22 protein-coding genes are annotated in these 26049 nt (G+C 45.8%); 13 read left to right on the forward strand and 9 right to left on the reverse strand.

All coding sequences use genetic code 11. From position 1 onward, the window contains the following. The first annotated feature begins 18 nt into the window (after positions 1 to 18). The 9 genes from BMX82_RS11495 to BMX82_RS11535 all read left to right on the forward strand — a co-directional run bounded on the left by BMX82_RS11495 (position 19) and on the right by BMX82_RS11535 (position 9235). Positions 19 to 1230 carry a bifunctional 3,4-dihydroxy-2-butanone-4-phosphate synthase/GTP cyclohydrolase II gene (locus tag BMX82_RS11495; RefSeq protein WP_091769138.1) on the forward strand — a complete coding sequence of 404 codons (1212 nt, stop codon included), beginning with the start codon at positions 19 to 21 and terminating at the stop codon, positions 1228 to 1230. 102 nt (positions 1231 to 1332) lie between these two features. Beyond that, positions 1333 to 2526, forward strand: a complete 1194-nt coding sequence (locus BMX82_RS11500) for a pyridoxal phosphate-dependent aminotransferase (protein ID WP_091769140.1) — start codon at positions 1333 to 1335, stop codon at positions 2524 to 2526. A gap of 183 nt (positions 2527 to 2709) precedes the next feature. Then, a complete protein-coding gene (locus BMX82_RS11505; protein ID WP_036909671.1) occupies positions 2710 to 3537 on the forward strand; it encodes a MotA/TolQ/ExbB proton channel family protein in 828 nt (275 codons plus the stop codon). Between the two features lie 36 nt (positions 3538 to 3573). Next, the gene (locus BMX82_RS11510; protein ID WP_036909672.1) at positions 3574 to 4191 is read left to right on the forward strand and encodes an ExbD/TolR family protein; all 618 of its coding nucleotides are present in this window, start codon (positions 3574 to 3576) and stop codon (positions 4189 to 4191) included. 7 nt (positions 4192 to 4198) lie between these two features. Beyond that, positions 4199 to 4864: an ExbD/TolR family protein gene (locus tag BMX82_RS11515; RefSeq protein WP_036909673.1), complete on the forward strand. Its 666-nt coding sequence runs from the start codon at positions 4199 to 4201 to the stop codon at positions 4862 to 4864. Between the two features lie 27 nt (positions 4865 to 4891). Next, the gene (locus BMX82_RS11520) at positions 4892 to 5725 is read left to right on the forward strand and encodes an energy transducer TonB (RefSeq protein WP_036909675.1); all 834 of its coding nucleotides are present in this window, start codon (positions 4892 to 4894) and stop codon (positions 5723 to 5725) included. Positions 5726 to 5740: 15 nt separating this feature from the next. Further along, positions 5741 to 6700 (forward strand): PstS family phosphate ABC transporter substrate-binding protein, encoded by a 960-nt coding sequence (locus BMX82_RS11525; RefSeq protein ID WP_036909676.1) that lies wholly within the window; start codon positions 5741 to 5743, stop codon positions 6698 to 6700. A gap of 87 nt (positions 6701 to 6787) precedes the next feature. Next, the gene (locus tag BMX82_RS11530; protein ID WP_143058366.1) at positions 6788 to 8209 is read left to right on the forward strand and encodes a tetratricopeptide repeat protein; all 1422 of its coding nucleotides are present in this window, start codon (positions 6788 to 6790) and stop codon (positions 8207 to 8209) included. A gap of 135 nt (positions 8210 to 8344) precedes the next feature. After that, complete coding sequence (locus BMX82_RS11535; RefSeq protein ID WP_091769148.1) at positions 8345 to 9235, forward strand: AraC family transcriptional regulator; 891 nt, start codon at positions 8345 to 8347, stop codon at positions 9233 to 9235. Between the two features lie 48 nt (positions 9236 to 9283). Here the strand turns inward: BMX82_RS11535 and BMX82_RS11540 are convergent, their stop codons facing one another. The 5 genes from BMX82_RS11540 to BMX82_RS11560 all read right to left on the reverse strand — a co-directional run bounded on the left by BMX82_RS11540 (position 9284) and on the right by BMX82_RS11560 (position 19749). Beyond that, positions 9284 to 11278: a RagB/SusD family nutrient uptake outer membrane protein gene (locus tag BMX82_RS11540; RefSeq protein WP_036909681.1), complete on the reverse strand. Its 1995-nt coding sequence runs from the start codon at positions 11276 to 11278 to the stop codon at positions 9284 to 9286. 34 nt (positions 11279 to 11312) lie between these two features. After that, a complete protein-coding gene (locus BMX82_RS11545; RefSeq protein ID WP_036909683.1) occupies positions 11313 to 14606 on the reverse strand; it encodes a SusC/RagA family TonB-linked outer membrane protein in 3294 nt (1097 codons plus the stop codon). 158 nt (positions 14607 to 14764) lie between these two features. Further along, entirely contained in the window at positions 14765 to 18076 is a 3312-nt protein-coding gene (locus BMX82_RS11550) for a tetratricopeptide repeat protein (protein ID WP_036909685.1), read from the reverse strand. A 14-nt stretch (positions 18077 to 18090) separates the two neighbouring features. Further along, positions 18091 to 19386: a sugar porter family MFS transporter gene (locus tag BMX82_RS11555; protein ID WP_091769151.1), complete on the reverse strand. Its 1296-nt coding sequence runs from the start codon at positions 19384 to 19386 to the stop codon at positions 18091 to 18093. Positions 19387 to 19578: 192 nt separating this feature from the next. Next, positions 19579 to 19749: a DUF362 domain-containing protein gene (locus BMX82_RS11560; RefSeq protein WP_081910997.1), complete on the reverse strand. Its 171-nt coding sequence runs from the start codon at positions 19747 to 19749 to the stop codon at positions 19579 to 19581. Positions 19750 to 19921: 172 nt separating this feature from the next. On the opposite strand from BMX82_RS11560, the gene BMX82_RS11565 reads away from it, so the two are divergent. Then, positions 19922 to 20668 carry a type IX secretion/gliding motility protein PorT/SprT gene (locus BMX82_RS11565; protein ID WP_091769154.1) on the forward strand — a complete coding sequence of 249 codons (747 nt, stop codon included), beginning with the start codon at positions 19922 to 19924 and terminating at the stop codon, positions 20666 to 20668. Here the strand turns inward: BMX82_RS11565 and BMX82_RS11570 are convergent, their stop codons facing one another. Together BMX82_RS11570 and BMX82_RS11575 are read right to left on the reverse strand one after the other, a co-directional pair. After that, the gene (locus BMX82_RS11570) at positions 20669 to 21511 is read right to left on the reverse strand and encodes a bifunctional metallophosphatase/5'-nucleotidase (RefSeq protein ID WP_091769157.1); all 843 of its coding nucleotides are present in this window, start codon (positions 21509 to 21511) and stop codon (positions 20669 to 20671) included. Positions 21512 to 21513: 2 nt separating this feature from the next. Beyond that, positions 21514 to 22290, reverse strand: coding sequence for a 5'-nucleotidase C-terminal domain-containing protein (locus BMX82_RS11575; RefSeq protein ID WP_091769160.1), 777 nt, complete (start codon positions 22288 to 22290; stop codon positions 21514 to 21516). A gap of 195 nt (positions 22291 to 22485) precedes the next feature. Between BMX82_RS11575 and rplS the strand changes: the two genes are divergently transcribed. Next, positions 22486 to 22848 carry a 50S ribosomal protein L19 gene (gene rplS / locus BMX82_RS11580; RefSeq protein WP_036909694.1) on the forward strand — a complete coding sequence of 121 codons (363 nt, stop codon included), beginning with the start codon at positions 22486 to 22488 and terminating at the stop codon, positions 22846 to 22848. 42 nt (positions 22849 to 22890) lie between these two features. Here rplS and BMX82_RS13070 read toward each other — a convergent pair whose 3' ends face one another. Next, positions 22891 to 23067 carry a hypothetical protein gene (locus BMX82_RS13070; RefSeq protein ID WP_156097616.1) on the reverse strand — a complete coding sequence of 59 codons (177 nt, stop codon included), beginning with the start codon at positions 23065 to 23067 and terminating at the stop codon, positions 22891 to 22893. 83 nt (positions 23068 to 23150) lie between these two features. Between BMX82_RS13070 and BMX82_RS11585 the strand changes: the two genes are divergently transcribed. Continuing rightward, positions 23151 to 24359: a phosphoribosylaminoimidazolecarboxamide formyltransferase gene (locus BMX82_RS11585; RefSeq protein ID WP_317039608.1), complete on the forward strand. Its 1209-nt coding sequence runs from the start codon at positions 23151 to 23153 to the stop codon at positions 24357 to 24359. Positions 24360 to 24386: 27 nt separating this feature from the next. Further along, complete coding sequence (locus BMX82_RS11590; protein WP_036909697.1) at positions 24387 to 24575, forward strand: hypothetical protein; 189 nt, start codon at positions 24387 to 24389, stop codon at positions 24573 to 24575. Between the two features lie 52 nt (positions 24576 to 24627). Here BMX82_RS11590 and BMX82_RS11595 read toward each other — a convergent pair whose 3' ends face one another. Beyond that, a complete protein-coding gene (locus BMX82_RS11595; protein WP_177172096.1) occupies positions 24628 to 25860 on the reverse strand; it encodes a HAMP domain-containing histidine kinase in 1233 nt (410 codons plus the stop codon). Between the last annotated feature and the right edge of the window lie 189 nt (positions 25861 to 26049).

Consider the following 26049-nt stretch of genomic DNA (forward strand, 5'->3'; position numbering starts at 1 on the left):
TAAATAAGGTATAAGGAAATGGAAGAAATGAAACTCAACACCATAGAGGAAGCCGTAGAGGACTTCAAGAACGGCGAGTTTGTAATAGTTGTCGATGATGAGGATCGTGAAAACGAGGGAGACCTGATTATCGCAGCGGAAAAGATTACTGCCGAGAAAGTGAACTTCATGCTCAAACATGCCCGTGGCGTGCTGTGCGCCCCCATCACTATTGAGCGATGCAAGGAACTCGACCTACCCCATCAGGTACAGGACAACACCTCTGTACTTGGTACTCCATTCACAGTAACCATTGACAAACTTGAGGGATGCACCACAGGTGTAAGTGCCCACGACCGTGCCGAGACCATCAAAGCCTTGGCTGACCCCAAAGCTACCCCTCAGACCTTCGGACGTCCTGGCCATGTAAACCCTCTCTATGCACAAGATAATGGGGTACTTCGCCGCAGCGGGCACACCGAGGCTGCTATCGACCTCTGTAAGATGGCAGGACTCTATCCTGCTGGTGCCCTGATGGAAATCATGAACGAAGATGGCAGTATGGCGCGAATGCCCGAACTCATAAAATTTGCCAAAGAGTGGAACCTCAAACTCATCAGTATCAAGGATATGATAGCCTATCGTCTGAAGAAGGAGTCGCTCATCGAGGTTGGCGAAGAGGTTGAAATGCCTACAGACTACGGACACTTCCGTCTGATACCTTTCCGTCAGAAGAGTAATGGTCTGGAGCACATGGCCCTCATCAAGGGCGAATGGAAGGAGGACGAGCCCATTCTTGTTCGCGTCCACTCTTCATGCATGACAGGCGACATTCTTGGGTCAAAACGCTGCGACTGCGGTGAACAGCTTCACAAGGCCATGCAGGCCATCGACAAAGAAGGCAAGGGCGTGGTCATCTATATGCAACAGGAAGGCCGTGGTATCGGACTCATGAACAAGATTGCAGCCTACAAACTTCAGGAAGAGGGACTCGACACTGTTGACGCCAATATCCATCTGGGGTTCAAGCCTGATGAGCGAGACTATGGATGTGGTGCCCAGATGCTCCGCCACCTTGGTGTACATAAGATGCGTCTTCTGACCAACAACCCCGTAAAGCGTGTAGGACTGGAAGCCTATGGTCTTGAGATTATCGAGAATGTTCCTATCGAGGTAACTCCCAATCCCTACAATCTGCGTTATCTTGAAACGAAAAAAGTACGCATGGGACATACGCTGCATCTGAAATAGCTCACAAATTGTCACATTTTCACCCCAAAAATCGAAAAAGTGGCATATTTCTTTCGCATTCACAAATAAAATGATTACTTTTGCACAAAATTTCGTAAAAATATGGCACAATTATCTAATCGTCTGCAGCGTTTAGCCCCTTCAGCAACGCTTGCAATGTCTCAGAAAAGCTCAGAAATGAAGGCGCAGGGTATCGATGTAATCAACATGAGTGTCGGCGAGCCCGACTTCAACACACCTGATGCGATTAAAGAGGCTGCCAAGAAGGCAATAGACGACAATTATTCACGCTACTCACCCGTTCCGGGCTATCCCGATCTCCGTAAGGCTATCGTAGCCAAGCTGAAGAACGAGAACCAGTTGGACTATACCGTCAACGAGATTCTGGTGAGCAACGGTGCCAAACAGAGTGTGTGCAACACCGTGATGGCGCTAGTTAACGATGGCGAAGAGGTAATCATCCCCACCCCATATTGGGTGAGTTATCCCCAGATGGTGCTGCTGGCAGGTGGTACACCTAAGTTTGTGGAGGCTGGTTTCGACCAGAACTTCAAGATGACACCAGAGCAGCTTGAGGCAGCCATTACTCCGAAAACCCGAATGATTATTCTCTGCTCTCCCAGCAACCCCACGGGAAGCGTATATAGCAAAGCCGAGTTAAAGGCTCTTGCTGATGTTATCTTAAGCCACGAAGACCTCTTTGTGCTGGCCGATGAGATCTACGAGCACATCAACTACATTGGCAAGCACGAGTCTATCGCCCAGTTCCCTGGCATGAAGGAACGTGCAATCATTGTCAACGGTGTGTCTAAGGCTTATGCCATGACAGGCTGGCGCATTGGTTATATCGCCGCCCCAGAGTGGATTGTCAAGGGCTGCAACAAACTGCAGGGCCAGTATACTAGCGGTCCCTGCTCCGTCAGCCAGAAAGCAGCAGAATTCGCTTATACTGCTAGCCAACAGTGCGTAGAAGACATGCGTCAGGCATTTGAGCGCCGTCGCAACCTCATTGTGAAACTTGCCAAGGACATCCCTGGCCTCGAGGTCAACGTACCTGAGGGGGCATTCTATCTATTCCCCAAGTGCAGCAGCTTCTACGGCAAGAGCGATGGTGAGACAACAATCAACAATTCAACCGACCTTGCCATGTATCTCCTTGAGAAGGGACACGTAGCCACAGTAGGCGGCGACGCCTTCGGCGATCCCGAGTGTTTCCGCATGAGTTACGCTACCAGCGATGAGAACATTATCGAGGCCATGAGACGCATAAAGGAAGTACTGGCAAAATTGTCGTAAATCAAGAAAATTATAGTTAAAAGTCATTAATTCTTGCTTTATTATCACCTAAATTAGTAACTTTGCGAGGTGATTTTGCGAACCACGGAGTTGGAAAAACTACGTGTTTAGCCGTAACTCTCACTAAATCGAGCATTTACAAACAATTATTTCAATTTAATAACTAAAAAATTAATCAAAATTATGGCAACAACAACAAAGGCTGCAGCCCCAGCTAAGAAATCGGGCTTCCAGGGTATTAAAGCTGCATGGATTATCCTCGTGATTTGCGCTCTTGCAGGTTATGGTGTATGGTACTTCGTAATGGGTAACCCCGATAACTTCATCGGTGGCGACCGTAGCGGACACCCCGCAAACCTTCTTGGTACAGTGTATAAGGGTGGTTTCGTTGTAGGTCTGATCCTGACCCTTCTGTTCACCGTCATCTGCCTCGGTATCGAGCGCTTCTTCGCTATTAAGACTGCTGCTGGTAAGATTAACCTGGCAAAGTTCACTGCCGACGTTAAGGCTCTTATCAAGGCCCAGAAGTTCGAAGAGGCTGACAAGCTTTGCGATAAGATGCAGGGTTCTGTAGCTAACGTAGTTAAGGCTTCTATCAAGATGTACCAGACCGTTGAGGGTGACACAACCCTGAAGAAGGCTGCTAAGATTGCTAAGATTCAGCAGGCTCACGAGGAGGCTACTCAGCTTGAGATGCCTACACTGCAGATGAACCTCCCCATGGTTGCTACCATCGTATCTTTGGGTACCCTGACCGCTCTGTTCGGTACTGTGCTTGGTATGATCGGTTCGTTCCAGGCTCTGTCTGCAGGTGGTGGTGCTGACTCTATGGCTCTGTCTGCCGGTATTTCTGAGGCCCTTGTAAACACAGCATCTGGTATCTTGACCTCATGGGTTGCTACCGTTGTTTACAATTTCTTCTCAAACAAGATCGACAAGCTGACATTCGCACTCGACGAGATTGGTTACACAATCGCCGCTACATACGATTCTAACCACAACGAGGCTTAATTTTTAACCATTTAAAACTTCAAAATCGGTTTTAGTATGGCTAAAATTAAGATACAGAAAAAAGACATCTGGATTGACATGACACCTATGTCAGACGTGATGACGCTGCTTCTGTGTTTCTTCATGTTGACTTCAACATTCCTGACACCAGAACCAGTATCAGTCAACGCGCCTAACTCGGTGTCAGAGCTGAAGATACCAGAGCAGGACGTGCTTAACATTCTGGTTACTCCAGAGGGTCGCGTCTTCTGTGGTACCGAAAACAAGAACAACATGCAGGCAATGCTGGACGCTATGACTGACAAGTATGGTGTTCAGTTGAATCCCACCCAGGTAAAGCACTTCCGCGAGGATGCCATGGTAGGTGCCAGCATGTCTCAGCTCGCCAACTACCTGAGTCTGGAGCCAGACAAGATGGGTGAGGCAATCCAGAAACTTGGACTTCCGCTCGACAGTATCAACGGAGGTAAGAGTGAATTTCAGGAATGGGTTACAGCTGCCCGTGATGTGAACCCCGACATCAAGCTCGCCATCAAGTGCGACTCGAAGACTCCATATTCTTCTATTAAACTGCTGATGTCGGAACTGCAGGATATGAATGAGAACCGTTTCCAGCTCATTACGAACCTCGATGTTAAACGTTTAAACGACTAATTGTATTATGGCAAAGAAAAATCTATCCAAGCAGAAAAAGATGGATACCCGCGTGAACTTCACGCCAATGGTAGACATGATGATGCTTCTGATCACCTTCTTCATGCTGTGTACTACATTGGCCAAGCCGCAGGCTATGCAGCTGACCATGCCGTCGAACGATGACACGAAGAATCTGAGTGAAGAGCAGAAACAGGTAACAAAAGCTTCTCACACCATCACCCTTTATCTGGGTTCAAACGACAAGGTCTGGTATGTAGCTGGTCTGCCCAACTATGACGATCCTTCATGCGTAAAAGAAACCTCTTACGGTAAGGATGGTATTGAGAAGGTGCTCAACGAGCATACTACCGAAGAAGGTATCAACCCTATCGCCAAGATCAAGTTGGCAAAGAAGGAGCTTGATGCCAAGAAGACGGAGTTCGGTTCTAAAATGACCGACGAGCAGTATCAGGAACAACTCAAGAAGCTGAAGAAGGGTGAGCTCCCTAGCGGTGAGAAGGTTCCTACCATGACTGTTATTATCCGTCCTCTCAATACAGCAACGTATGAGAACATGGTAGCCGCTCTCGATGAGATGTTGATTAGCAATATTGATAAGTACGTCATTGACAATGTCGACAAGATGAGTGACGATGATAAGGAACTCATTGCGAAGGCAGGCGTCAAGTGATTAACCCCTAAAAAGTAAGAAAGAACTATGGCAAAAATAGATCTTATAGACAATGGCTGGGTCGACCTCGTATTTGAAGGTAAGAACCAAGCTTACGGAGCTTATCAATTGCGCAAGAACACCGGTGTTCGTAACCTTAAGGCCCTGATTACAATGTTCGTTGGTTTTGCCATCATTGCAGCCATCGTCATTGCTAAGGTGTCTATTGAAAACTATATTGCTTCACAGAACGCAGCCATCGAGGCCGACGTAGAGTTGGCAAGTCTGGCTGAGAAGAAAGAAGCTAAGGTTGAGAAGAAGGACGAACCCGAGGTTGAGAAGATTGAAGTAGAGCGCGTTAAGAGCTCTGTAGCCTTCACCGTTCCTGAAATTAAGAAGGACGAAGAAGTGAAGGAGGATCAGGAGATGAAATCTCAGGAAGAGCTCCAGGAGACCAACACCGCCATCGGTGCCTTCACTGTTGAAGGAAACGACGAAGAGGCAGGCGAGGTAATGAAGGCTAAGGAAAAGATTGCTGAGCCCGAAGCCCCGAAGGTTGAGGAGACAAAGGTATTCGACGTTGTAGAGGAAATGCCCCAGTTCCCTGGTGGTCCTTCTGCTCTGTTCGAGTATCTGAATAAGAATATCAAGTATCCAGTTGTAGCCGAGGAGAACGGTGTACAGGGTCGTGTTATCGTAACCTTCGTTGTAGAGCGTGATGGTTCTATCACCGACGTAAAGGTTGTAAAGAGTGTTGACCCCTCACTCGATAAGGAGGCTTCACGCGTGGTTAAGTCCATGCCTCACTGGATTCCTGGTAAGCAGAACGGTTCTGCAGTACGTGTAAAGTACACAGTTCCTGTAACCTTCCGTCTGCAGTAATACTATCAATCTGTAATGAACGCATTCAACAAATTCACAAAATTAGTTGGATTAACACTTATATTAGGCTTGTTCCCAGAATGTGGGAACAAGCCTAATCCTGAATTAGAGGAAGCCTATCAGAAAGCAGCCAGTTACTTCGTAGCTGACGAGAGTTTCTACCCTATCCTCGATGAGGAACTTTATTATTTCACTAATCAGACACTCGACTCCATCACCCCTGTCTACATCAACGAACAAGATGCAGTGAAGAAGGTTATGAAACTCGAGACATGGCTTGCCTTCACCACCCGCGATTTTACGGAGAAGGAGCGCCAGAATCTCATAGACCGTAAGTACATGCCAAGAGCGATACCTATCGCTTACGACGGTCTGGCTATCATTGTAAACAATGCCAATCCCGACACATGTATCACCATCAAGGACTTTGCCCGTGTACTCCGTGGTGAGATAGCTCAGTGGAAGGATCTTAATCCAAAATCTAAACTTGGCGAGATTGACGTGGTATTCGATAATCCTCTTTCGAGTACCGTTCGCTGGTGTGTCGATTCCATTCTTGATGGAAAGCAATTCAGCGCCAAGAACATCGGCGCCGTACAAACTAGTGCTGCAGTTATAGATTATGTTGAGAAACACGAGAACTCACTCGGTATCATCGGCAGCAACTGGCTCAACGACAAGCGCGACACCACCAACGTCACATTTAAGAAGAATATTACCGTGATGGGCGTCAGTAAAATGGACTCCGCCAAGAGTTACAACAGCTGGAAGCCCTATCAGTTCTATTTATACAACGGCAACTATCCCCTACGCCGTACCATTTATGCCCTGCTTAACGATACACGCAACGGCATTCCATCAGGTTTCACACATTTCATTCAGCTACCTAAAGGCCAGAAAATCATCCTACGTGCAGGCCTTCTGCCTCGTACAGCTAATATGAATGTGCGCGACGTGATTGTAAACAAACAATAAACCACAATTAAACCAAACGTAGTTTTAAACGTCATAAGAACAAGAGAGTGAGATAACAATAAGTGAAACTAAAAAACATAAGCGATTATGAAGACAATCAAATATTTAGTAATGGGTGTGATGCTGGCAGGTTTCAGCGCCACCGCTAATGCACAGGAAGCAGAGCTTAATGCAGCTCTCGACGGAATCAAGTCAAAGGCTCCTAACGTAGCCGAGTTAGCAAAAACAGCTTACAAGAAGAACAAGAAGAACCCTGAGGCTCTTATCAAGGTTGCTCGTGCCTTCTATGCTCAGAAGGATACAGCTAACGCAGCTCTCTTTGCCAACTATGCCAACGAGGCTGGCAAACCTAAATATCAGTTTGCTCCTGCCTATCTGCTGTTGGGCGACATCGAGTCTGCCTATGGCACTGACGGTGGTAAGGCCGCAGGTTACTACAATCAGGCCATAAACTTCGACAAGACCAACCCCGAAGGTTACAAGAAGTGGGCCATGGTATATCGTAAGATTAGCCCAAGCCAGGCTGCTGCCAAACTGAAGGAGATGAAGCAGTACTGCCCCAACGAGGATATCGATGCTTTCACCGCCCATATCTACATGCTGGCTGGTGACGAGAAGCAGGCTTACGAGAATTTCGCTAAGTCAGACATTACCAAACTCGACAAGAGTTACCTCAATGAGTTTGTACGTTGCAGCTATTTCACAGGTCATTTCGAGGACGCGCTTCGCGCTGCAGAGGCTGGTCTCAAACTCGAGCCACGCAACCCGACATTCACTCGTCTGGCCATGTTCTCTAATTACGAACTGAAGAATTACGAGGCAGCTAAAGTTTATATCAATAAATACTTCAACGAAACCGACAGCGCCAAGTTCTCTGAGTATGACCACTTCTATACAGCTCTAATCTATCAGGCACTCGAGGACAAGGTCAACATGTACGCTGAGTATGATAAGGCACTCGAGCTGGTTAATGACTCATCTATGATCAAGCGCTGGTCCATCCTTAAGAGCGTATCGGACTCTTATCTAAAGGACAAGGAATTCGACAACGCCATTAAATACTATAATGAATACCTAGCTTGCAAGCCCGACGTAAATTTCGACGACGAGGAAGGTCTGGCAATTATTTATTCAAAGTATGGTGAAGCCGATCCTAGCAAGAAGGCAGAGTACATCCAAAAGGCCGTTGACCTGTTCCGTGCAGCAGGTGAGAAGTTCCCCGTTCAGCAGGTATACGCCACATATATGGCAGCCAGCAATGTGAACAAACTCGACGACAATATGAAGAACAGTCTGGCCAAGCCTGACTATCTGAAGGTAATTGAGCTTCTCGGCAGCAAGGCTGATCGCACCAAGGGCGAGGATATCATGCTGAAGACTGCTTATCACTATATGATGTTCAACTCATACATCAACAAAAACGTAGCAGGTGCTAAGGACTATGCAGGAAAGATCCTCGCAATCGACCCTGAGTACAAGCCCGCTCTTGAAATCAAGAATCTGAAATAAAAACTATAACACACCAATAAGATAAAGCGGTGTTTCCTATGTGGAAACACCGCTTTATTTTGTTATATCAATAAGAATATGTACCTTTGCAAAAAATAAGCACTAAACATCATTCAGAATAAAGGGGACATACTCATGATCAGAAAGAAGGAAGGTTTTCAAGGAGAACGGATGACAGTTCTTCCACCAGCACAGATTGAGATAGAGAAGCAAGACGAACTCTGTCAAAGTCTATATATCACCGACATCGGCTATTACCCAAAAGCTGAATATCACCATCGGATCCGTGAAAAAGGAATCGATCAGTATGTGCTTATCTATTGTGTAGAAGGTTGCGGATGGTATCGCGTCGAAGGCCAGACTTATGAGGTAAAGCGAAACCAATATTTCATACTACCTAAAGGAGAACCGCATGAGTATGGTACCAATCATTACTGGACCATCTACTGGGTTCACTTTGGCGGAACGTCTGCCCATGTATATGCTAAAGGAGCCGCAACACCTCAGGACATCAACATTACGATAAACTCTCGTATTGGCGATCGCATCAATATATTCGAGGAAATAATGACAACACTTCAACATGGCAAAGAACTAGAAGACATGCGCTATGCCAGCAGTCTGCTACATCACTTCCTTGCTTCGATGAGGTATCTAGGACAATTCCGCAGAGCTAAAGCCGAGACAGAGAAAGATCTTATTAAACAGGCCATACACTATATGCGGGAAAACATCGAGAGCCACATCATGATAAAAGATGTGCTGACGTATGTGGGCTATTCACAAAGTCACTTCATGACTAGTTTCAAAAAAAAGACCGGCCAAAGCCCTTGGGTTTATTTCAATCGTTTGAAGATAGAACACGCCTGCCGTTTGTTACGAACGACGGACATGAAAATCAATATGATCTGCTATAAAGTCGGTATCAAGGATCCTCTCTACTTCTCGCGTCTCTTTTCTAAGACCATGGGTATGTCTCCTACCAAATACAGGAACAGCCAAGAAAGCATAAAGAACTTAAAGTAACAATAATCCCCCATTCCGTTACGAATGGGGGATTGAACTGATAGGATATTACTGCTGTGCAGGGGCATCGGTCTCGGTGGGCCAGTATGGGTTCTGGTACATCGGACTCTGATCGATGCTGGCGTGGTCGGCTGCTGTGAGCAGGAACTGACGCAGAGGCAGTGGCTGCAGATAGTAGGCCATACGCCATGTAAGACCCTTAGCATAGCTATTGTTAGTCATGTTAACCACGTGTGGACAGTGGTACTCGCTAATGCTCTTTTGTGATACGTTCGAGCTGCTTGAACCATCGGCAACCAGATCGTTATACCACTTCTCCATAGGCGTATTCCACAGGTGGATACCCTCGGCATATACGGGATTCTTGATAAGTTGCTCGTATGAGCGCCAACGCTTCAGGTCCATATCACGCAGACCCTCGGCCAGGAGCTCACAGCTACGCTCACGACGGATGTTGTAAAGTGTTGCATCGGTGAGCAGCTCGCCAGCGGTGTAAGCACCCCAGTCGAGTGTCTCCTTGGTCATATCGGTAGCAGCGATGGTTACCTGAGGATCAACAGCGGCACCTGTAAAGCCAGCAGTTTGGCGGACCTTCTTCCAATACTCAAGAATTTTACCAGATGAGATATCCTTAGTGAGCATGTACTCGGCTTCGATATAGTTGAGCAGAGCCTCGGTAGCACGGAAAATCACACAAGCGTTATAGCTACCGCCATTGGCAGTAAGTGCACGATCGAATGTCATACCCTTACGGATAGCGTAGCCGGTAATGTAACCATCCTCGGCATTAGCGTTGGTGATATTAGGTGTAGGCTCGGTCTCAGTCCAATGTGTACCAGCATCGTCAGTAACATTCTTAAAGCAGTTAACCTGTCCAGGGACCTTGAGCATAACCTGTAAACGTGGGTCGCGATTCTCCACGACCTTGGCGATCTCAGAGTCATCATAGGTAAAGGCAGACGCATAAATAGGCTTACCATCGGCCATCAGATAACGCTCTACGAGCGAACGGGTAACACCAGTACCGATATTTCCCTTCTCGACAGCCACCTCTATATCGTTCTGAATACCGAGTGACTTGCTATACTCGCGCCACAACAGAATCTCATTCTTACCGGTGCAGTTAGTAGTGCCCCACAACTCAAGGTAAGGATTGCTCTGACCCTCAGTCTGAGGAACCACACCGTTGTTAACAGTCAGACTGTTCTTATACTTATCGGCTACCTGCTCGGCTGCAGCGGCTGCTGTCTCGAAGAAGTACTTAGCTTCGTTCTCTATTGAGCCTGTGGGGTACTGGTAGTTAGGATTCTTGGCAGCACCTGGCCAACCTGCACCATTGGGCACGAATGGAGTGCCAGCAAAGTTGGTAAGCCACGATCCCATATAGAGAGCTACACGGCTCTTGAACAGTTTGGCGGCATCGACAGAAATACGTGTATGTCGGTTCTCGAAATCCTCCTTCATGTAAATGATGGCCGTATCAAGATTATTTACGATGAAACGAGCAACCTCATTACATGGTTGACGATTGCTGGCAGCAACAAGTACACTCTCATCATCGGGCAATGCCTCAGTCAAAATAGGCAGGTCGCCATATTTCTTCAGTAACTCGAAATAAGCATAAGCACGGAAGAAATAAACCTCGCCTATATACTGACGGATGTTTGTTTCGTTTCCGCTAATGGCGTTCTCGGCCAATTTAGCTTTAAGCTGACCAAGCTGATAGTTTACATTACGGATATTACCCCATGACCAGTCATCTTCTGTCTGACTAGTACGCCAAAGGTTACTTGAAAATTTTGCACTTGGAGTGCGCGAGGCCTGGACATCGGTATTATTGTCTGTTGTATATGTACCATAATCCCAACCTCCATGACCAGGCATGATATCCTGATAAAAACGGTTTGCTACAGCCTGCACCTGATCCTCGCTGGTGTAGAAGTTCTCAGGGGTGAGCGATGATGGTGGCTCCTGCTCCAGGTAGTCGGTACATGCAGTTGCAGTAAGAGCCAATGCTATGAATGATAATTTATAGAGTTTCATAATTTCCTATTATTTAATACGTGAATATTTACCATTAGAATGATACGTTAAGACCGAATGCGAATGTCTTCTGCAAAGGATAGCCATTGTTCTGATCAACCGAATTTGACATCAACTCCGGATCAAACTGATGAGGCATCTCGGTGATAGTGAAAAGATTCTCAGCTGATACAAACACACGAAGGTTGCTGATGCCCCATTGCTGGGTAATCTGGCGTGGAATGGTATAGCCAAGCTGAATATTCTTCAGGCGAACATACGCACCATTCATCAGGTAGCGGGTTTGAGCCTGCTCATTCTTATCACTGAACTGTACGCGAGGTAACCAGGCATCCTTATTTTCCTGCTGATAACCGTTCTGTACCGACCATGTGTTGGCATCACGATAGTAATCCTGAACGTCGGTGATACCTACGCTCCACCACTCCCAAGAGTTAGTGGTACCGAACAGGTACTCAAGACCGCCGCCCCATGAGCCACCAATCCACCAGTCGCGCTTCATCACGCCTTGGAAGAATGCACTGATATCGAAGCCCTTATAAGCTGCATTCAGGTTCAAACCTACCAGGTAACGAGGTGTTGAGTTACCAATCACCTTCAGGTCGCCGTGGTCGGCCAGTGTCTGTGCGCCACGTGAAATCTTACCATCGTTGTTCAGGTCGCGGTACATGATATCACCTGCAGCCCAGTTGCTACCCAGTGAACTCTGATCGGCTGTAGCCAGGTGAGCGTTCATCTCCTCGTCGCTCTTAGCGATGCCAATGGTCTCAAAGCCCCAGATTTCATTGATATAACGTCCCTCAATATAGCTATTGATAGAGCTTGTGGGGTTATTAGGATAACGGGTAATCTTTGTACGTGCATCAGAGATGTTAAAGGTAACACCATACGAAAGACCATTCTTCAACACATCACGCCAGCTAATCTGTAACTCCCATCCCGTAGTACGCAAGTCGGTGTTGTTAGTTACAGGAACATTGGTTCCAAGAATAGCAGGAAGTTCAGGAGCATTACCCACCATATCCTTAGTGTTACGGATATAGTAATCGAAAGTACCAGTCAAGCGATTGTTGAAAGCACCGAAGTCGAGACCGAGGTCGTAACTCTCCACCTTCTCCCATGTAAGCAGAGCCGAAACCAGTCCAGGAGCACTGGTGGTGTTAGGCTTAGCACCATTCTGCAACCATGTACCGGCTACAGAGTTGTAAGCGATAGTCTGGTAAGTCTGATACCAGTTGTTAATATTCTGGTTACCCAGCGAACCGTACGAAGCACGCAACTTCAGGGTATTAACAGTGCCGGCCAGGTTCTCCCAGAACTTCTCGCGGGCGATGTTCCAACCCAGTGATACTGACGGGAACAGCTTCCACATCTTATCACTACGAAAACGTGATGTACCATCGTAACGCAGGTTAGCCTCGAACAGGTACTTCTCGGCGTAGTTATAGTTTACACGTCCAAAGAAGCCAGCTGTCTGCCACTGGTTACGAGCACCATTTACATCGGGTACGATAGCCTCACCTGAGTAGCTCAGACCGTTGGTTAGGTCAACCTCAGACTTTGAAGGATCCAGAATACCGTTACGCTGTAAACCAAATTCGGTGCGCTTAAGCTGCTCGGTCTGGAAGCCACCCATTACATGGAAGTTATGTTTCTCGGCTAGGCTCCATGTGTACTCGGTATAAGCCTGGAAGTTCAGGTAGTTATCCTTAAACTCGTCCTCGTGAACGTTCGAGCCCTGGTTATAGATGATAGCCTCGCCAGCCACGTTGTGGTTGTAGGTGCGCTGACTATCCCAGTGGCGGATAGCGTTATCTATTTTGTAGTTGAAATCGATATGTGTAATCCAGTTCTTAACAGGTTCGATAACGAAACCAAGCTGATGGTTAAGTACGTCGCGCTCCTTACGGTCGGTACCACCTGTAGCCAGAGCTAGAGCTGGCGATGGTGAGGAGTACAGATAACCGTTGCGATCGTACAGAGGCAGCATAGGCCAACCCTGACGGGCCATATCGTTATACAGACTGCTTGTAAGCGCAGCAGGACGATGATAGTTTGTGCGAGCAAAACGCATGTTGTAGTTCATGCGAATCCACTTGGCCAGCTCGATGTTCATCTTGGCTGTACCATTGTAACGTTTGTAACCATCGCTACCCATGTTCATGAAACCACCCTGATCCAGGTAGCCGATTGATGCATAGAAGTTAAGTTTATCCGAACCGCCGTTTACGCTGGCGTTGTGTTCCTGCGAGAAGGCTGAGTTACGATAAACCACATCATACCAATCAACATCGTCGATACCATAGCCGTAACCATCGTCCCAAGTTACACCATTCTGCGAACCGATAGCGTAAACCAGCTTACCATCGGCAGTACGGCGTGTGCCAGGACCTACGGGTGTCGCCTCATGATACTCCTTGATGGCTGCCATACGATCAGCATCGAAGAATACCGACTGACCTTGATTGGTTTTTGCATCGTTCAACCACGAAGCGTAATCAACCGAGTTCATCATGTGCTTACCACGAATCAGGTTGCTGAAACGGAAACTGTTATTATAGTTAACCTTTACCTTACTATCCTTGGCACCATTCTTGGTGGTAATCAGGATAACGCCGAAAGGTGCGCGGCTACCATAGATTGATGATGCAGCAGCATCCTTCAGTACAGAGATGCTCTGGATATCCTGTGGGTTGATGGTGTTCAGGTCACCCTCCATACCATCGATCAGAATCAAAGGCGAACCGCTTGAACCCTCACCGATAGTGGCGGTACCACGAACGTTAATGCTGGGTGAAGCATCGAGCGAACCACTGGTTGATGCGATCTGCAATCCTGGAACGACACCCTGCAAAGCCTGAGCGGCATTAGCAACGGGACGCTGAGCCAGCTCGTCGCCATCAACAACAGAAACGGCACCCGTAAGGTTAACCTTCTTCTGGGTACCGAAACCTACTACTACTACCTCCTGAAGTGCCTTTGAATCCTCAAGAAGAATAATCTTCAGATTCTGTCCATTCACTTTGACAACCTGCGTCTTGTAACCAATGTAACTTACCTCAAGATCCTGACCACGATTAGCATCAATCGCAAAGTTACCATTAAAATCACTGATAGAGCCGGCCTGACCGCCTTTTACCTTAATAGTTGCTCCAATGATGGGTTCTCCCGCTGAGTCGACAATAATACCATTTACGATTGCCGACTGATGGATTTCATTTACTCCTCCTAAAGCCTTGGCTTGATTTGCCGGGACTGTAAGGAGCAACGTTGTCAAAGCTGATGCCAATAGGGCACGCTTTGATGACCATAGAAATACGTTGTTCATCTTTTAATAAATTAGTTGTTGATTAAATTGTTTAGTAATATACCTATTATACGTTAGTTGCTTTTTGTGCATGCAAAATTACGAAAATTATCCGGCAATGCTATCGCAAAGCCGAATAATTTTACATATTTTAATCATCGATTGAGATTGTAAAGCCATCAAGCAAGATTATCCTCCAATGTTGTTCGAAGTTGCTGAATGCCTTGATGATTATTGTCTAGAGCCTCAACCTCTGCTAAATACTTCTGTGCTTTTTCGGTATTGCCCATACCTGTGTAACCGAGCGCAAGCATATACTTACAATGAATAAGATTCTTCATATCAAGAGAGTCCTCCCAGATGAGCAAGTCGGGCAACGATACCGCGAAATAGTCCATAATCTGCTTTTCAAAAATATGCTGCTTACCATAGTTAATCAGTTTGAAAAAACGTCCATGGGCTTCATCAATACGCCCCAACTTGTAGAGGGCCAGTCCCTGATAGAAGATCTTATCAGGTTTTGCGTCGTTATAATACATAGCGGCAACTGGCTCTTGTGGTCCTTTCGTAGCTTCTTCCCAACACCAGACAGCTTTTTCTTTCTGCCCAAGAGAATCATAGGCGATTCCTAGCAGATAGTAGAAATCGCTCTCCTGCGCACCATACAATTTTCCTTCACCAAGGTGATGAGGATAATCCAGGCACTCACTGAGCAAACGGATGGATTTTTTGTAATTCTTGTCGCAAAGAGCTTGCTTAGCCAGTTCCACGCGGCATATCTGATACTGAGTCGAAACTTTACCCTCGCCTCCTTCCCATGGATGGAAAAAGTGATTGTCAAGTTTTTGCATGGCCTCTTCATAGCGACCAATCTCGTTAAGCAAGGTAATCTCTTCTAATACAAGATCATCGCGACGCTGAATGAGCTGAGGATAACGCTGTAAAAAAGCAAGTCGTTCGCTGTGAGGACGATGTAGTCGTTTATAGAGCTGATCCAATTCCATCAGTACACGTTCATCGTTTTCATCAAGATGGAAAGCTCTCTCCATATATTCGAGAGCTTCCTCCTGACGATTCTGCTTATTAAAACGTCCCAAAGCAAGATTGCGCCATACTGTAGGGAATGTTGGATTGAGACGAGCGGAACGTTCCCAATTCTCGATAGCAAGTTCGTACTGACGGGCTGCGTAGTAGAGGCATCCAAGATAATAAGGAGCCTTAGCTCCTACCGGATTTTTCTCCTTGGCATTTTCAAGCGCAAGAATATCCTCTAAACGGTTAGGGAAGCAATAACTGCTATCAGCATTCTCAGCCTCGTCATATCTACCCATATAATAATAGGTCATAGGACTAGTTGCCTCCTCACTGATGGCCATCTCCCAAATAGCCTCAGCCTCTTCAGTAAGTCCTGCGGCCAGGTAATCAAGTGCTAATTCATCATAATTCTGGCTGCTATGTCGCAACATAGTCTTTATCTCATTGAGCATTGTCTGATCATGGGTTATCAGATATTGTTCATAACGACAACCATAATTGAAAAGATCGATATCTAACGATTCTCTGATGAGTGATAAGGCCTTATCTTTGCATTCCAACTTGCGCAGAACGGCCACTTTCAAGACACGGGCTTTGTGGTTATGCCAGTTGTTATTCAAGCAACGGTCTATTTCATCAAGAGCATCCTCATAGCGCCCCTGCATTGTACTGATTTTAGCAGCCTCAAAATAACCGGCATCTGCCCAAGCCTTACTCCATGTAGCTTTCCAAAAACAGTCATAAGCTTCATCGATTTGCCCTTGATATTTCAAAGCAAGAGCCAAATTATAGATAGGTTCGCTGTCGTATGGATTGGGATTGCGCTTTTGCGATAATTTGACTGCCCTGCGCAGATAATCCTCTGCTTTCTGGAAACATCCCTTGCGGATATACCACAATCCCATAGCATTCAGGCAGCGGATGTCATAAGGATCGCGACGAAGAGCCTCCTCATAATAGTCGGTAGCATTCCATGTGGCATGACGATACTGTTCCAGATGCAGACCCGTCAGATAGAGTTGTTCGTTAGTTTTCACCTGGTTTGGCAACAAGGCAGGCTCGGCACTATCAGGGACAGGACGAATAACATCAGCCTCAGCATGCCAGGAAAGCACAATACGCTGGCCATATACAAAGCTTTTCACAATCTCAAAGCTAAGTTCGTCCATCTTGGCATCTTTAGTATCAACAGTTTCCGTAAGTACATTCTCTGGCGATACTGTTAGTTCCCTTTGGTAGTACATCTCCCCTTTGTCGTTGCGAAGAATAATAGAAACATGCTGTTTGTTTGTTGCAAAGAGTTTGAACTCAACCTTGCCATCGCCTACCTCATTAATATTGAATATCAGATCCTTGGTAGCCTGCTTCACCACACCCAACTCCCGATAGGGCATGAAATATTGAGTAAACATCTTTTCCTCGTAGGGCATCAGCCACGTGAAGTCTGGCTGATTCTCGGTATAGACACCAGCCATCAACTCTATATAAGGACGAAAGCCCTTACGCTCGATACCCCATCGTTTCATTTCCTCAGGTGTTGCCTCATCTGTCAGGTTGCGATCCCACGCACGACCGAAATCACCGTTGCCCCATGTCCATTGTTTCTTGCCTGGCGAGAAGTGATGACTAGCTACATGTAGCATACCTGCCTGAGTGTCGTTTTCGTAACCACCCTCAAAGTTAAAGCGAGAATTTATACCCATGTAACTCGTCGGTACATAGATATTCCTATAGTTCGAGATATCAACACCTGCTGAATAGTCCATCTTATAATAGGTACCCGTGGCGATGGGGAACGACGAAACAGCACGCTTTCCATGATCAAACACAGCGTTGATATCAGGCGGGAATACGCTCTGATAGGCATCGTTCACCTCTACAGCTGGGTTGGCCCACCAAAGGAAAGTCTGCGGCACATCTGTTCGATTATACAAGCGGCCCTTAATCTCAAGATAAGCACGACCCGGGTGCAATGTAAAGCCCGCCATACCCTTTTGATGAGACATTTTCTCCATCTCATTCACCCAAACACAAATACTGCCATCAGCATTCTCTTCGATACAAGTGTCGACAGGCATAAATGTTGTTGGACGATGGTGCTGCGGCCAGTTGAACTCAATACCGCCACTAATCCAAGGACCAGTAAGTCCGACAAGTGCCGGTTTGATGACATGATTATAGTACACAAAATGACGTTTGGCTATTTTGTCATAGGCCATCTGTACACGACCACCCAGTTCCGGCAATATCATCACTTTAATATATTCGTTTTCTATCCAGATAGCCTGATAGTCCTTATCCACCTTCTCATTGCTCATCGTCTCGATAACAGGATAAGGATAAACCACACCGCTACTGCCCTGATAGACACGTTTTTCAAGGAATATGGGGTTCTTTTCTGGTTTACCAACCTCATAGGTCGGAATTGTCACCATCTCTCGCCAAGCTTTTACCATCGTTATATAATTTCTTATATGACTAATTCATTTTCAAGTTCCTCCAAACTCTTTCCTTTGGTCTCTGGACAACAACGAAACAAGAATATAAAGGCACAGATACAGATACCACTATAAATCCAGAAGGTACCGCTGCTTCCAAGAGCAGCATTCATCGAGGGAAACGAGAATGTCAGAGTACAGCAGCCTACCCAGAGAGCAAAAGTACAGGTAGCCATCGCTATTCCTCTCACACGATTAGGGAATATCTCAGCCAAAAGAGTCCAGGTAACTGGGGCTAGCGTCATGGCATAGACCGATATTGCAGCAACAACAAGCGCAACCATCAATATGCCTGTCATACCCATAAAATAACAAGAACCCAAAATAAGATAAATCATCCCCAAGCCGCCAGCGCCTAACAGAACCAACGTACGACGCCCCCATTTCTCAATAGTATAAAGGGCTACAACAGTAAATACAACATTTGCTATACCAGTAATGACAATGTTGATAAACATATCGTCAACATCAAAGCCGGCGCCAACAAATATCTCTTGTGCATAGTTGAAGATAACGTTGGTACCACACCACTGCTGGAATACAGCAATTACAAGTCCCAACAGCAACACGTGTCTGTATTTATTTTGTAACAGCTCATTCATGCCTGCTTCCTTTTTCTTACTAAACGCTTGTGGCTCTGACTTCATCCTCAGATATACAGGACTCTCTGGAATAAACAAACTCATCAAAAGGAACAATGCGGCCGGCAACGTCTCCGCCCAGAACATCCAGCGCCAGCCCCATCCCACATTCCATACCTGAGCTGCTGCTACCGTTGTATCCTTGGCCAGCAGCCAATTCACGACCTGAGCACCTAAAATACCCAAAACAATAGTCATCTGGTTAAGACTCACCATACGTCCTCTAATATCTGCCGGACTAACTTCCGCAATATACATTGGAGCCAGAGTAGAAGCTATACCGATACCAACACCTCCTATAAAGCGAGCTATATTAAATAAGGACAGATTACTAAAAAGACCCGTAGCAACAGCCGACACTGTAAACAATACGGCAGAAAGAACCAACAAAGGCTTACGCCCGTATCTATCGGCAGCACTCCCTGCTACCATAGCACCAACCAGGCAACCTATCAGAGCTGTTGACATCGCCACACCTTGTACCAAAGGAGAATCATTGATACCAAAGAACAACTCGTAGAATGGTTTGGCACCACCGATAACTACCCAGTCGTAGCCGAAGAGCAATCCGCCCATTGCCGAAACGGCACAGATAAAATAGAGATATCCCTTACTATAACTCCGCATATTCCTTCATTGATTGTTTGCTGGGTGCAAAGGTACAATAGTTTTCGCTTCTACTATATAGAAAATACAACGAATTTATATGGATTATCTTACACTTACAAAGAACTACACCATCATCTGGATAATAAAAAGGAGTGCCCTCATTACTGAGAGCACTCTAAAACTGTTTTTTTGATATGTCCTAGTTCTAATTTAGGGAAGGCTGATAGCCTCAGAAGGACAAACACTAGCGCATGTGCCGCACTCTGTGCAAGCATCAGCATCAATTACATAGCGCTCTGCGCCTTCAGAAATAGCCTCTACTGGGCACTCACCTGCACATGTTCCACATGAAATGCAGTCTTCGCCAATTACGTATGCCATAATTTATAAAATTAAAGTTATTAATACTATATTATACTCACTTTTTGCGATGCAAAAGTACAACATTTCCTAGATAATACCAAATATTAGGTAGACTTTTTTTATTATTTATACATTGTCGAAATAACAAAACACATAATATCCCGTCTTTTTTTTCGTTATTATTTTAACTATGCATAGGAAGATTATTACCATTATAACTCTGCTTCTTGCGACAACATGTTTCTCGCAGAAACGCACTATCCAGCACAAGCCGTATATCGACTTGCGCCCCATGCATTTTGGCATCCTCGTAGGTATGAACCTACAGGATGTTGAATTCGAGAACATTGGCCCTCAGACTATAACTCTGGAAGACGGAACCACACAACAGCAGACTATCGTATGCGATGCCGACCGGTGGAATACCGGATTCTCAGTAGGCGTACTGGCCAACTTACGCCTGAACGAATATCTGAACCTACGTTTCTCGCCCACCATGCACTTCGGTGCCAAACACCTGACCTTCCACAATCTGACAAATATGGGCCAACAGGAAGGACTGCTACATGAGGAAAGGCAGGACATGAAGAACACCTACGTGGCATTCCCACTAGACTTGAAGTTCTGTGCTGAGCGGTGGAACAACTACCGTCCCTACATGACTGCTGGTATCAACCCGATGATCAATCTGACAGGCAAGAGTCAAGACTTTGTTCAACTAAAACGGAGCGACCTGTTCCTGGAAGTTGGATTGGGATGTGACTTCTATCTGCCATTCTTTAAGCTCATCCCCGAACTGAAGTTCTGCTACAGTCTGAGCGATGCTATAGATCACAAGCATGCGGAAGAACTGAAGGATGCAAACAAACGAATATATACAAATGCTGTGACCAGCGGCCACAGCAAAATGATTGTTCTGACGTTTTACTTCGAATAATTATTTCTCCAAATTCAGAATAAGCTTACCCACGAAAGCGCCATGCTTTCCGTTTTGATCAACGGGAATTAGCTTACCATTCTTATCGGGGGCATATTCGAGTGTAGGCATATAAGTATGAGTATGTCCTCCCAGCACAAGGTCACAACCTTCCGTCTGACTTAGGAACTTCTCATCACAATCGCCTTCAATGTTCCATCCAAGGTGAGAAACACAGATTACCAAATCGCACTTTTCCTGCTTACGGAGAATATCGATATACTTCTGTGCTGTTTCTGCAGGATCGAGGAAGGTGATACCCTCGCAATTGCCATCGAAGACAAGTCCTTTCATCTTTGGCGAGAGGGCAAAGACGCCAATTTTCACACCATTACGCTTCAGTATGATATAGGGTTTGACGAGACCTTCGAGCACCGTACCTGTACAGTCGTAGTTAGAACACACAATAGGAAAGTTTGCCATACGGAAAAGACGAGCCATATTGTCCATACCAAAGTCGAACTCGTGGTTGCCGATAGTTGCGCAGTCATACCCCATCTCATTCATGAGACCAATCTCCACTTCACCTTTGAAAAGCGTATAATAGCCCGAGCCTTGGCTGAAGTCGCCAGAGTCGAAGAGCAGGAGGTCTGGGTTCTGGGCACGCTGTTCCTTAATCATATTGACACGACGGAGGAATCCCGCACGACCAGCAAGATCCTTATTATCGAGATTCGAGCTAAGAGGCATGATGGTGGAATGGGTATCATTAGTATGGAGAATGACGAGTTGCTTTTGTTTCTTGGCACTCACTGCGAACACTGACAACAGTGCTACTATTATAATAAGGTGTAAACGTTTCATAATTATTTCACTTTTATACGTCCTTCAACTTGAGAATCGACAACCACACCACGAGCCTGATGGTCACGGAAATAATTCATAATAAGATAGCGTGTGTTGTTGCTGGGATTGGCAGGTGCAACGACATTGGTGCCCTCTCTGAGAGCTGGCATGCCATCGTTACCTTCAATCAGATAGTTGATGGTAGCAACGCGATACTCTCCTTGAGGATCAATCTCCTGCCCATATAGACGAGCAGAGAGCAGTCGTCCTGTATCATCAGGAGCCATTTCGATTTCAAGTTCTACCCCATGACTCACGCCCTCGCCTCCCCTATAGGCAATCTGGCGGAACAGTTCAAGCATCTTCTCGCCAGAAAGTGTGGTAAAACAGATGCGGTTTTCAAAAGGGGCAACATCAAGCACATTACCATAGGTAACTTCCCCCTTGGTAAGATCAGCGCGGATACCTCCCATATTATAGACACCCAATACAGGCGATTCACCATAATCCTTAGCCGCCCACACCAAGATATCAGCCAACAGGTTAGAGAGGTCACTCTCAGGACGAGTGGCGTGCATATTGTGTGCTACAATGCCCACAACGGGCCCCATGATACTATCGTTAATCCGCTTATAGGGCACCAAGAATGCAGTAGCCGAGGCATCCGGATTCTGATCGTAACGGCTGTCAACAATGATACGAGTGCGGTCAACGCCGGTAAGCTGATAATGCTTGGGGGCACAAGAAGCAATTGTCAGCATGGCAAAAGCACTAAAAAAAACTTGTTTCTTAAACATACTAAGTAGTTTTAATGGGGCAAAGATACAAAAAAAATAGAAATAAATGCATTTTAATTTATAAATATTTGGTATTTTGCTCACTTATTCGTACCTTTGCACCCGCTTTTCGGCGTAATCGCTGGCAGGAAGTATCGAGAGGCCTGTTATGTTGCGTTGGAACGATACAACAAATTTAATTATTTAAAGAATAAGATGGATTTAATTAAAGTTGCTGAAGAAGCATTTGCAACCGGCAAGAAGTTCCCAGAGTTCAAGGCTGGTGACACTATCACTGTCGCTTACAAAATTATCGAGGGTTCTAAGGAGCGTATCCAGCTCTATCGTGGTGTAGTCATCAAGATTGCAGGTCACGGTGACAAGAAGCGCTTCACTGTTCGTAAGATGTCAGGTACTGTTGGCGTAGAGCGTATCTTCCCAATCGAGTCTCCGAACATTGAGAGCATCGAGATCAACAAGGTAGGAAAGGTTCGTCGCGCTAAGCTTTACTATCTGCGCAAGCTCACTGGTAAGGCTGCCCGTATTAAGGAGAAGCGTCGTGCCATTACTGCTGAATAAGAAAAGCAAAAAAAGAGAGGTTCCATTGCGGAGCCCCTTTTTTTATTTGTAATTCTCATCGGCACTGGTTTCACCATGAAGTGCCTCCTGAAAAGATTCCCAGTTCTGAAAGCCAGCTAACAATGACAAACGATCGAGGGTCTTACGATCAGGCTTCCTCAGAATCTCTTTCTCAACAGCCTCCAGCAATTTGCGGAGCGCAACGCGTTTCTTTTGCATAGTAAGAATATAATATAAGTTTGCTGCAAAATTACAAATAAAATTTGGCATTTCATTATTTTTACACTAATTTTGCACACAAAATAAAAAATAAAACTGCGATAACAATGAAAGAACTAGCACTCAAGTACGGATGCAATCCCAACCAGAAGCCCTCGCGTATTTTCATAGCTGAGGGCGAGTTACCCATCGAAGTGATTAACGGTCGCCCTGGATACATTAATTTCCTCGACGCCTTTAATGCATGGCAGCTTGTAAAAGAGCTAAAAGCAGCTACAGGCATGCCTGCCGCAGCCTCATTTAAACACGTGAGTCCTGCAGGTGCTGCCGTAGGCCTGCCTCTCTCAGACACGCTGAAGAAAATCTACTTCGTTGATGACGTAAAAGATCTGGACGAAAGTCCTATTGCATGTGCCTATGCAAGAGCACGCGGCGCAGACCGCATGTCGAGCTATGGAGACTTCGTAGCTTTGAGTGATACCTGCGATGCAACCACAGCCAAATTGCTGAAACGTGAAGTTAGCGATGGTGTAATTGCTCCCGATTTTACTCCTGAGGCTATTGAAATCCTAAAGGACAAGCGCAAGGGTACGTACAACGTGATTAAGATTGACCCCAACTACCAACCCGAACCTATTGAACGCAAACAGGTGTTTGGCATCACCTTTGAGCAGGGCCGCAACGAGATTAAGCTCGATGACGAGGCACTGTTTGAAAACATGCCCACCAAAAACAAAACATTCACTCCTGAGGCCAAGCGCGACCTGATTATCGCCCTCATCACACTGAAATACACCCAGTCAAACTCAGTATGTTACGTAAAAGACGGTCAGGCCATTGGTATCGGTGCTGGTCAGCAGAGCCGTATTCACTGCACTCGTTTGGCAGGAAACAAGGCAGACATCTGGTGGTTGCGCCAGCATCCTAAAGTGATGAACCTGCCTTTCATCGACAACATCCGTCGTGCTGATCGTGACAATACTATCGACGTGTATATCTCAGAGGATCATGATGACGTACTACGTGAAGGAACCTGGCAGCAATTCTTCAAAGAAAAGCCCGAGGTCCTGACTATGGAGGAGAAGAAAGAATGGATTGCAAAGAATACAAAGGTAGCCCTTGGTTCTGATGCATTCTTCCCATTTGGCGACAACATTGAGCGCGCTCATAAGAGTGGTGTTGAGTTTATCGCACAGGCTGGTGGTTCGGTTCGCGACGACCATGTAATTGACACCTGTGACAAATACGATATCGCTATGGCATTTACAGGCGTCAGACTGTTCCATCATTAAGCCACATATATTAAAAACAGATTGATTATGGATGATTTTCAGAATATACTCGAAAACGGTATCAACTTCGGACGTGGAGGTGACAAGCCGAAAGATGATGGCAAGGTGAAGACCAAAGCCAAGAAAAAGCAGTATATCACTGGAGCGCACGGAAGCGGCAGTGCAAGGCAAAAAGCCAAGTATCGCGAGCAGCGTGCCAACAGACATAAGAAATAAGCAGAAAAGATAAGCCCCTCACCATTTTCGTTTAGTGAGGGGCTTCTTTATTTTATTCTTCTTTTGAGAAAGCTTCCATCCTATTGATGGCATTTGTCAACTTGTCAATGTTCTCACTGATGCGTTCATGCATTTCCTTTCGTTCCTGCTCTGTAAGACTAAAATCCGGACTACTCAGAACCTGAGAAAAGCCTGCAACGACATTCAGCGGTGTTCGAAGTTCGCGCCCCATTCCAGTAATGAAATGCAACTTCATATGGTTTGCCTTTTCAACCTTATCTAAAGCATTCTTCAGTTCCTTATTCTGTCTCCTTATCTTCCTAAGCAACTGGCGACGGCCTAATATATATATAATAAGGAACGTAAGGAAAAGACCTATAATCCAATGACTCATACTTCTTATGAGTTCACGATTACTAGCAGCCTCTTCACGACTCAACATCAGATCACGCTCTGTAGAGATAATATCGAAATTGGCATTCTGGGTAACACTGAAAGCCGAATCAAGATCATTGTAGAGACTGCGCATGGAAGCATAACAACTCTTAACATCACCCGCTAGTGTGTAAACTCGAATCACACTCAGGGCACTATCTACATTCAAATGTTGATTCTTAATGATTCCGATTGCCTCATCATACCGATGATTATAAGCAGCATGGGCTGCGTCCATTACACCATCATAACGATGATTAAAGCCTGGATCGTTACGACTCTTCAGGTAAGAATAGCGTTCATATATTAAGTCGAAGTCCTTACCATCGTCGTCTATAAGAAATGTCACAAATGCCTTTGTAGCCAACGAGAGTGACAAGAACTCCATATTGTCGATTTTCTTGGCCAGATCGATAGACTTGTCAGCATAAGCTATTGCTGTCTCCGGGTCGGCAAGATTCAAGAGGTTAGCAAGATTCAGATAGGTGGTCATCGAGAACTTCGGGTCACGATTACCTACCTGCTTCAATGCCTCAAGATAATAGCGCTTGGCCTTGGGAGTGTCGTAGCTCACGCGATAGACGTCGCCAAAAAGTCCCGTAGCCAGATAATAATATTCGGTGTCGCCATTCTTGCGTACATCCTCGTCGAGTTCCTTGGCAGTCTCCATTGCCTGGTAGATGTGCATATGGCGCACATCGTAGAAGCCCTCATTGCATTTAATCTTATAATAATCGGAAAGGCGATTATTCTTCTTAAGAACTTCTTCATACTCATGAGCCTTCTTATAAAAATCTTCCTCTGCATCCCCCTCATATAGTTCGCGGAACTCGCGGAACATCTCCAGCATTTTCTCTTCCTCCTGTGCATGGGTCGTTACAGAAGGAAAAAACAGAAGAAGCCAAACTAACAGGTTTGCTCTTAAATAAAACAATAATCTCTCACGGTGTACCATAATTCGAGTGCAAAAGTACAACCTTTCATCGAAACTAACAAATATTTGCAATAAAAAAACAAGATATCGCTTTGAAACAACGCA

This window comes from Prevotella sp. khp7, assembly GCF_900109055.1.
GTDB lineage: Bacteria > Bacteroidota > Bacteroidia > Bacteroidales > Bacteroidaceae > Prevotella.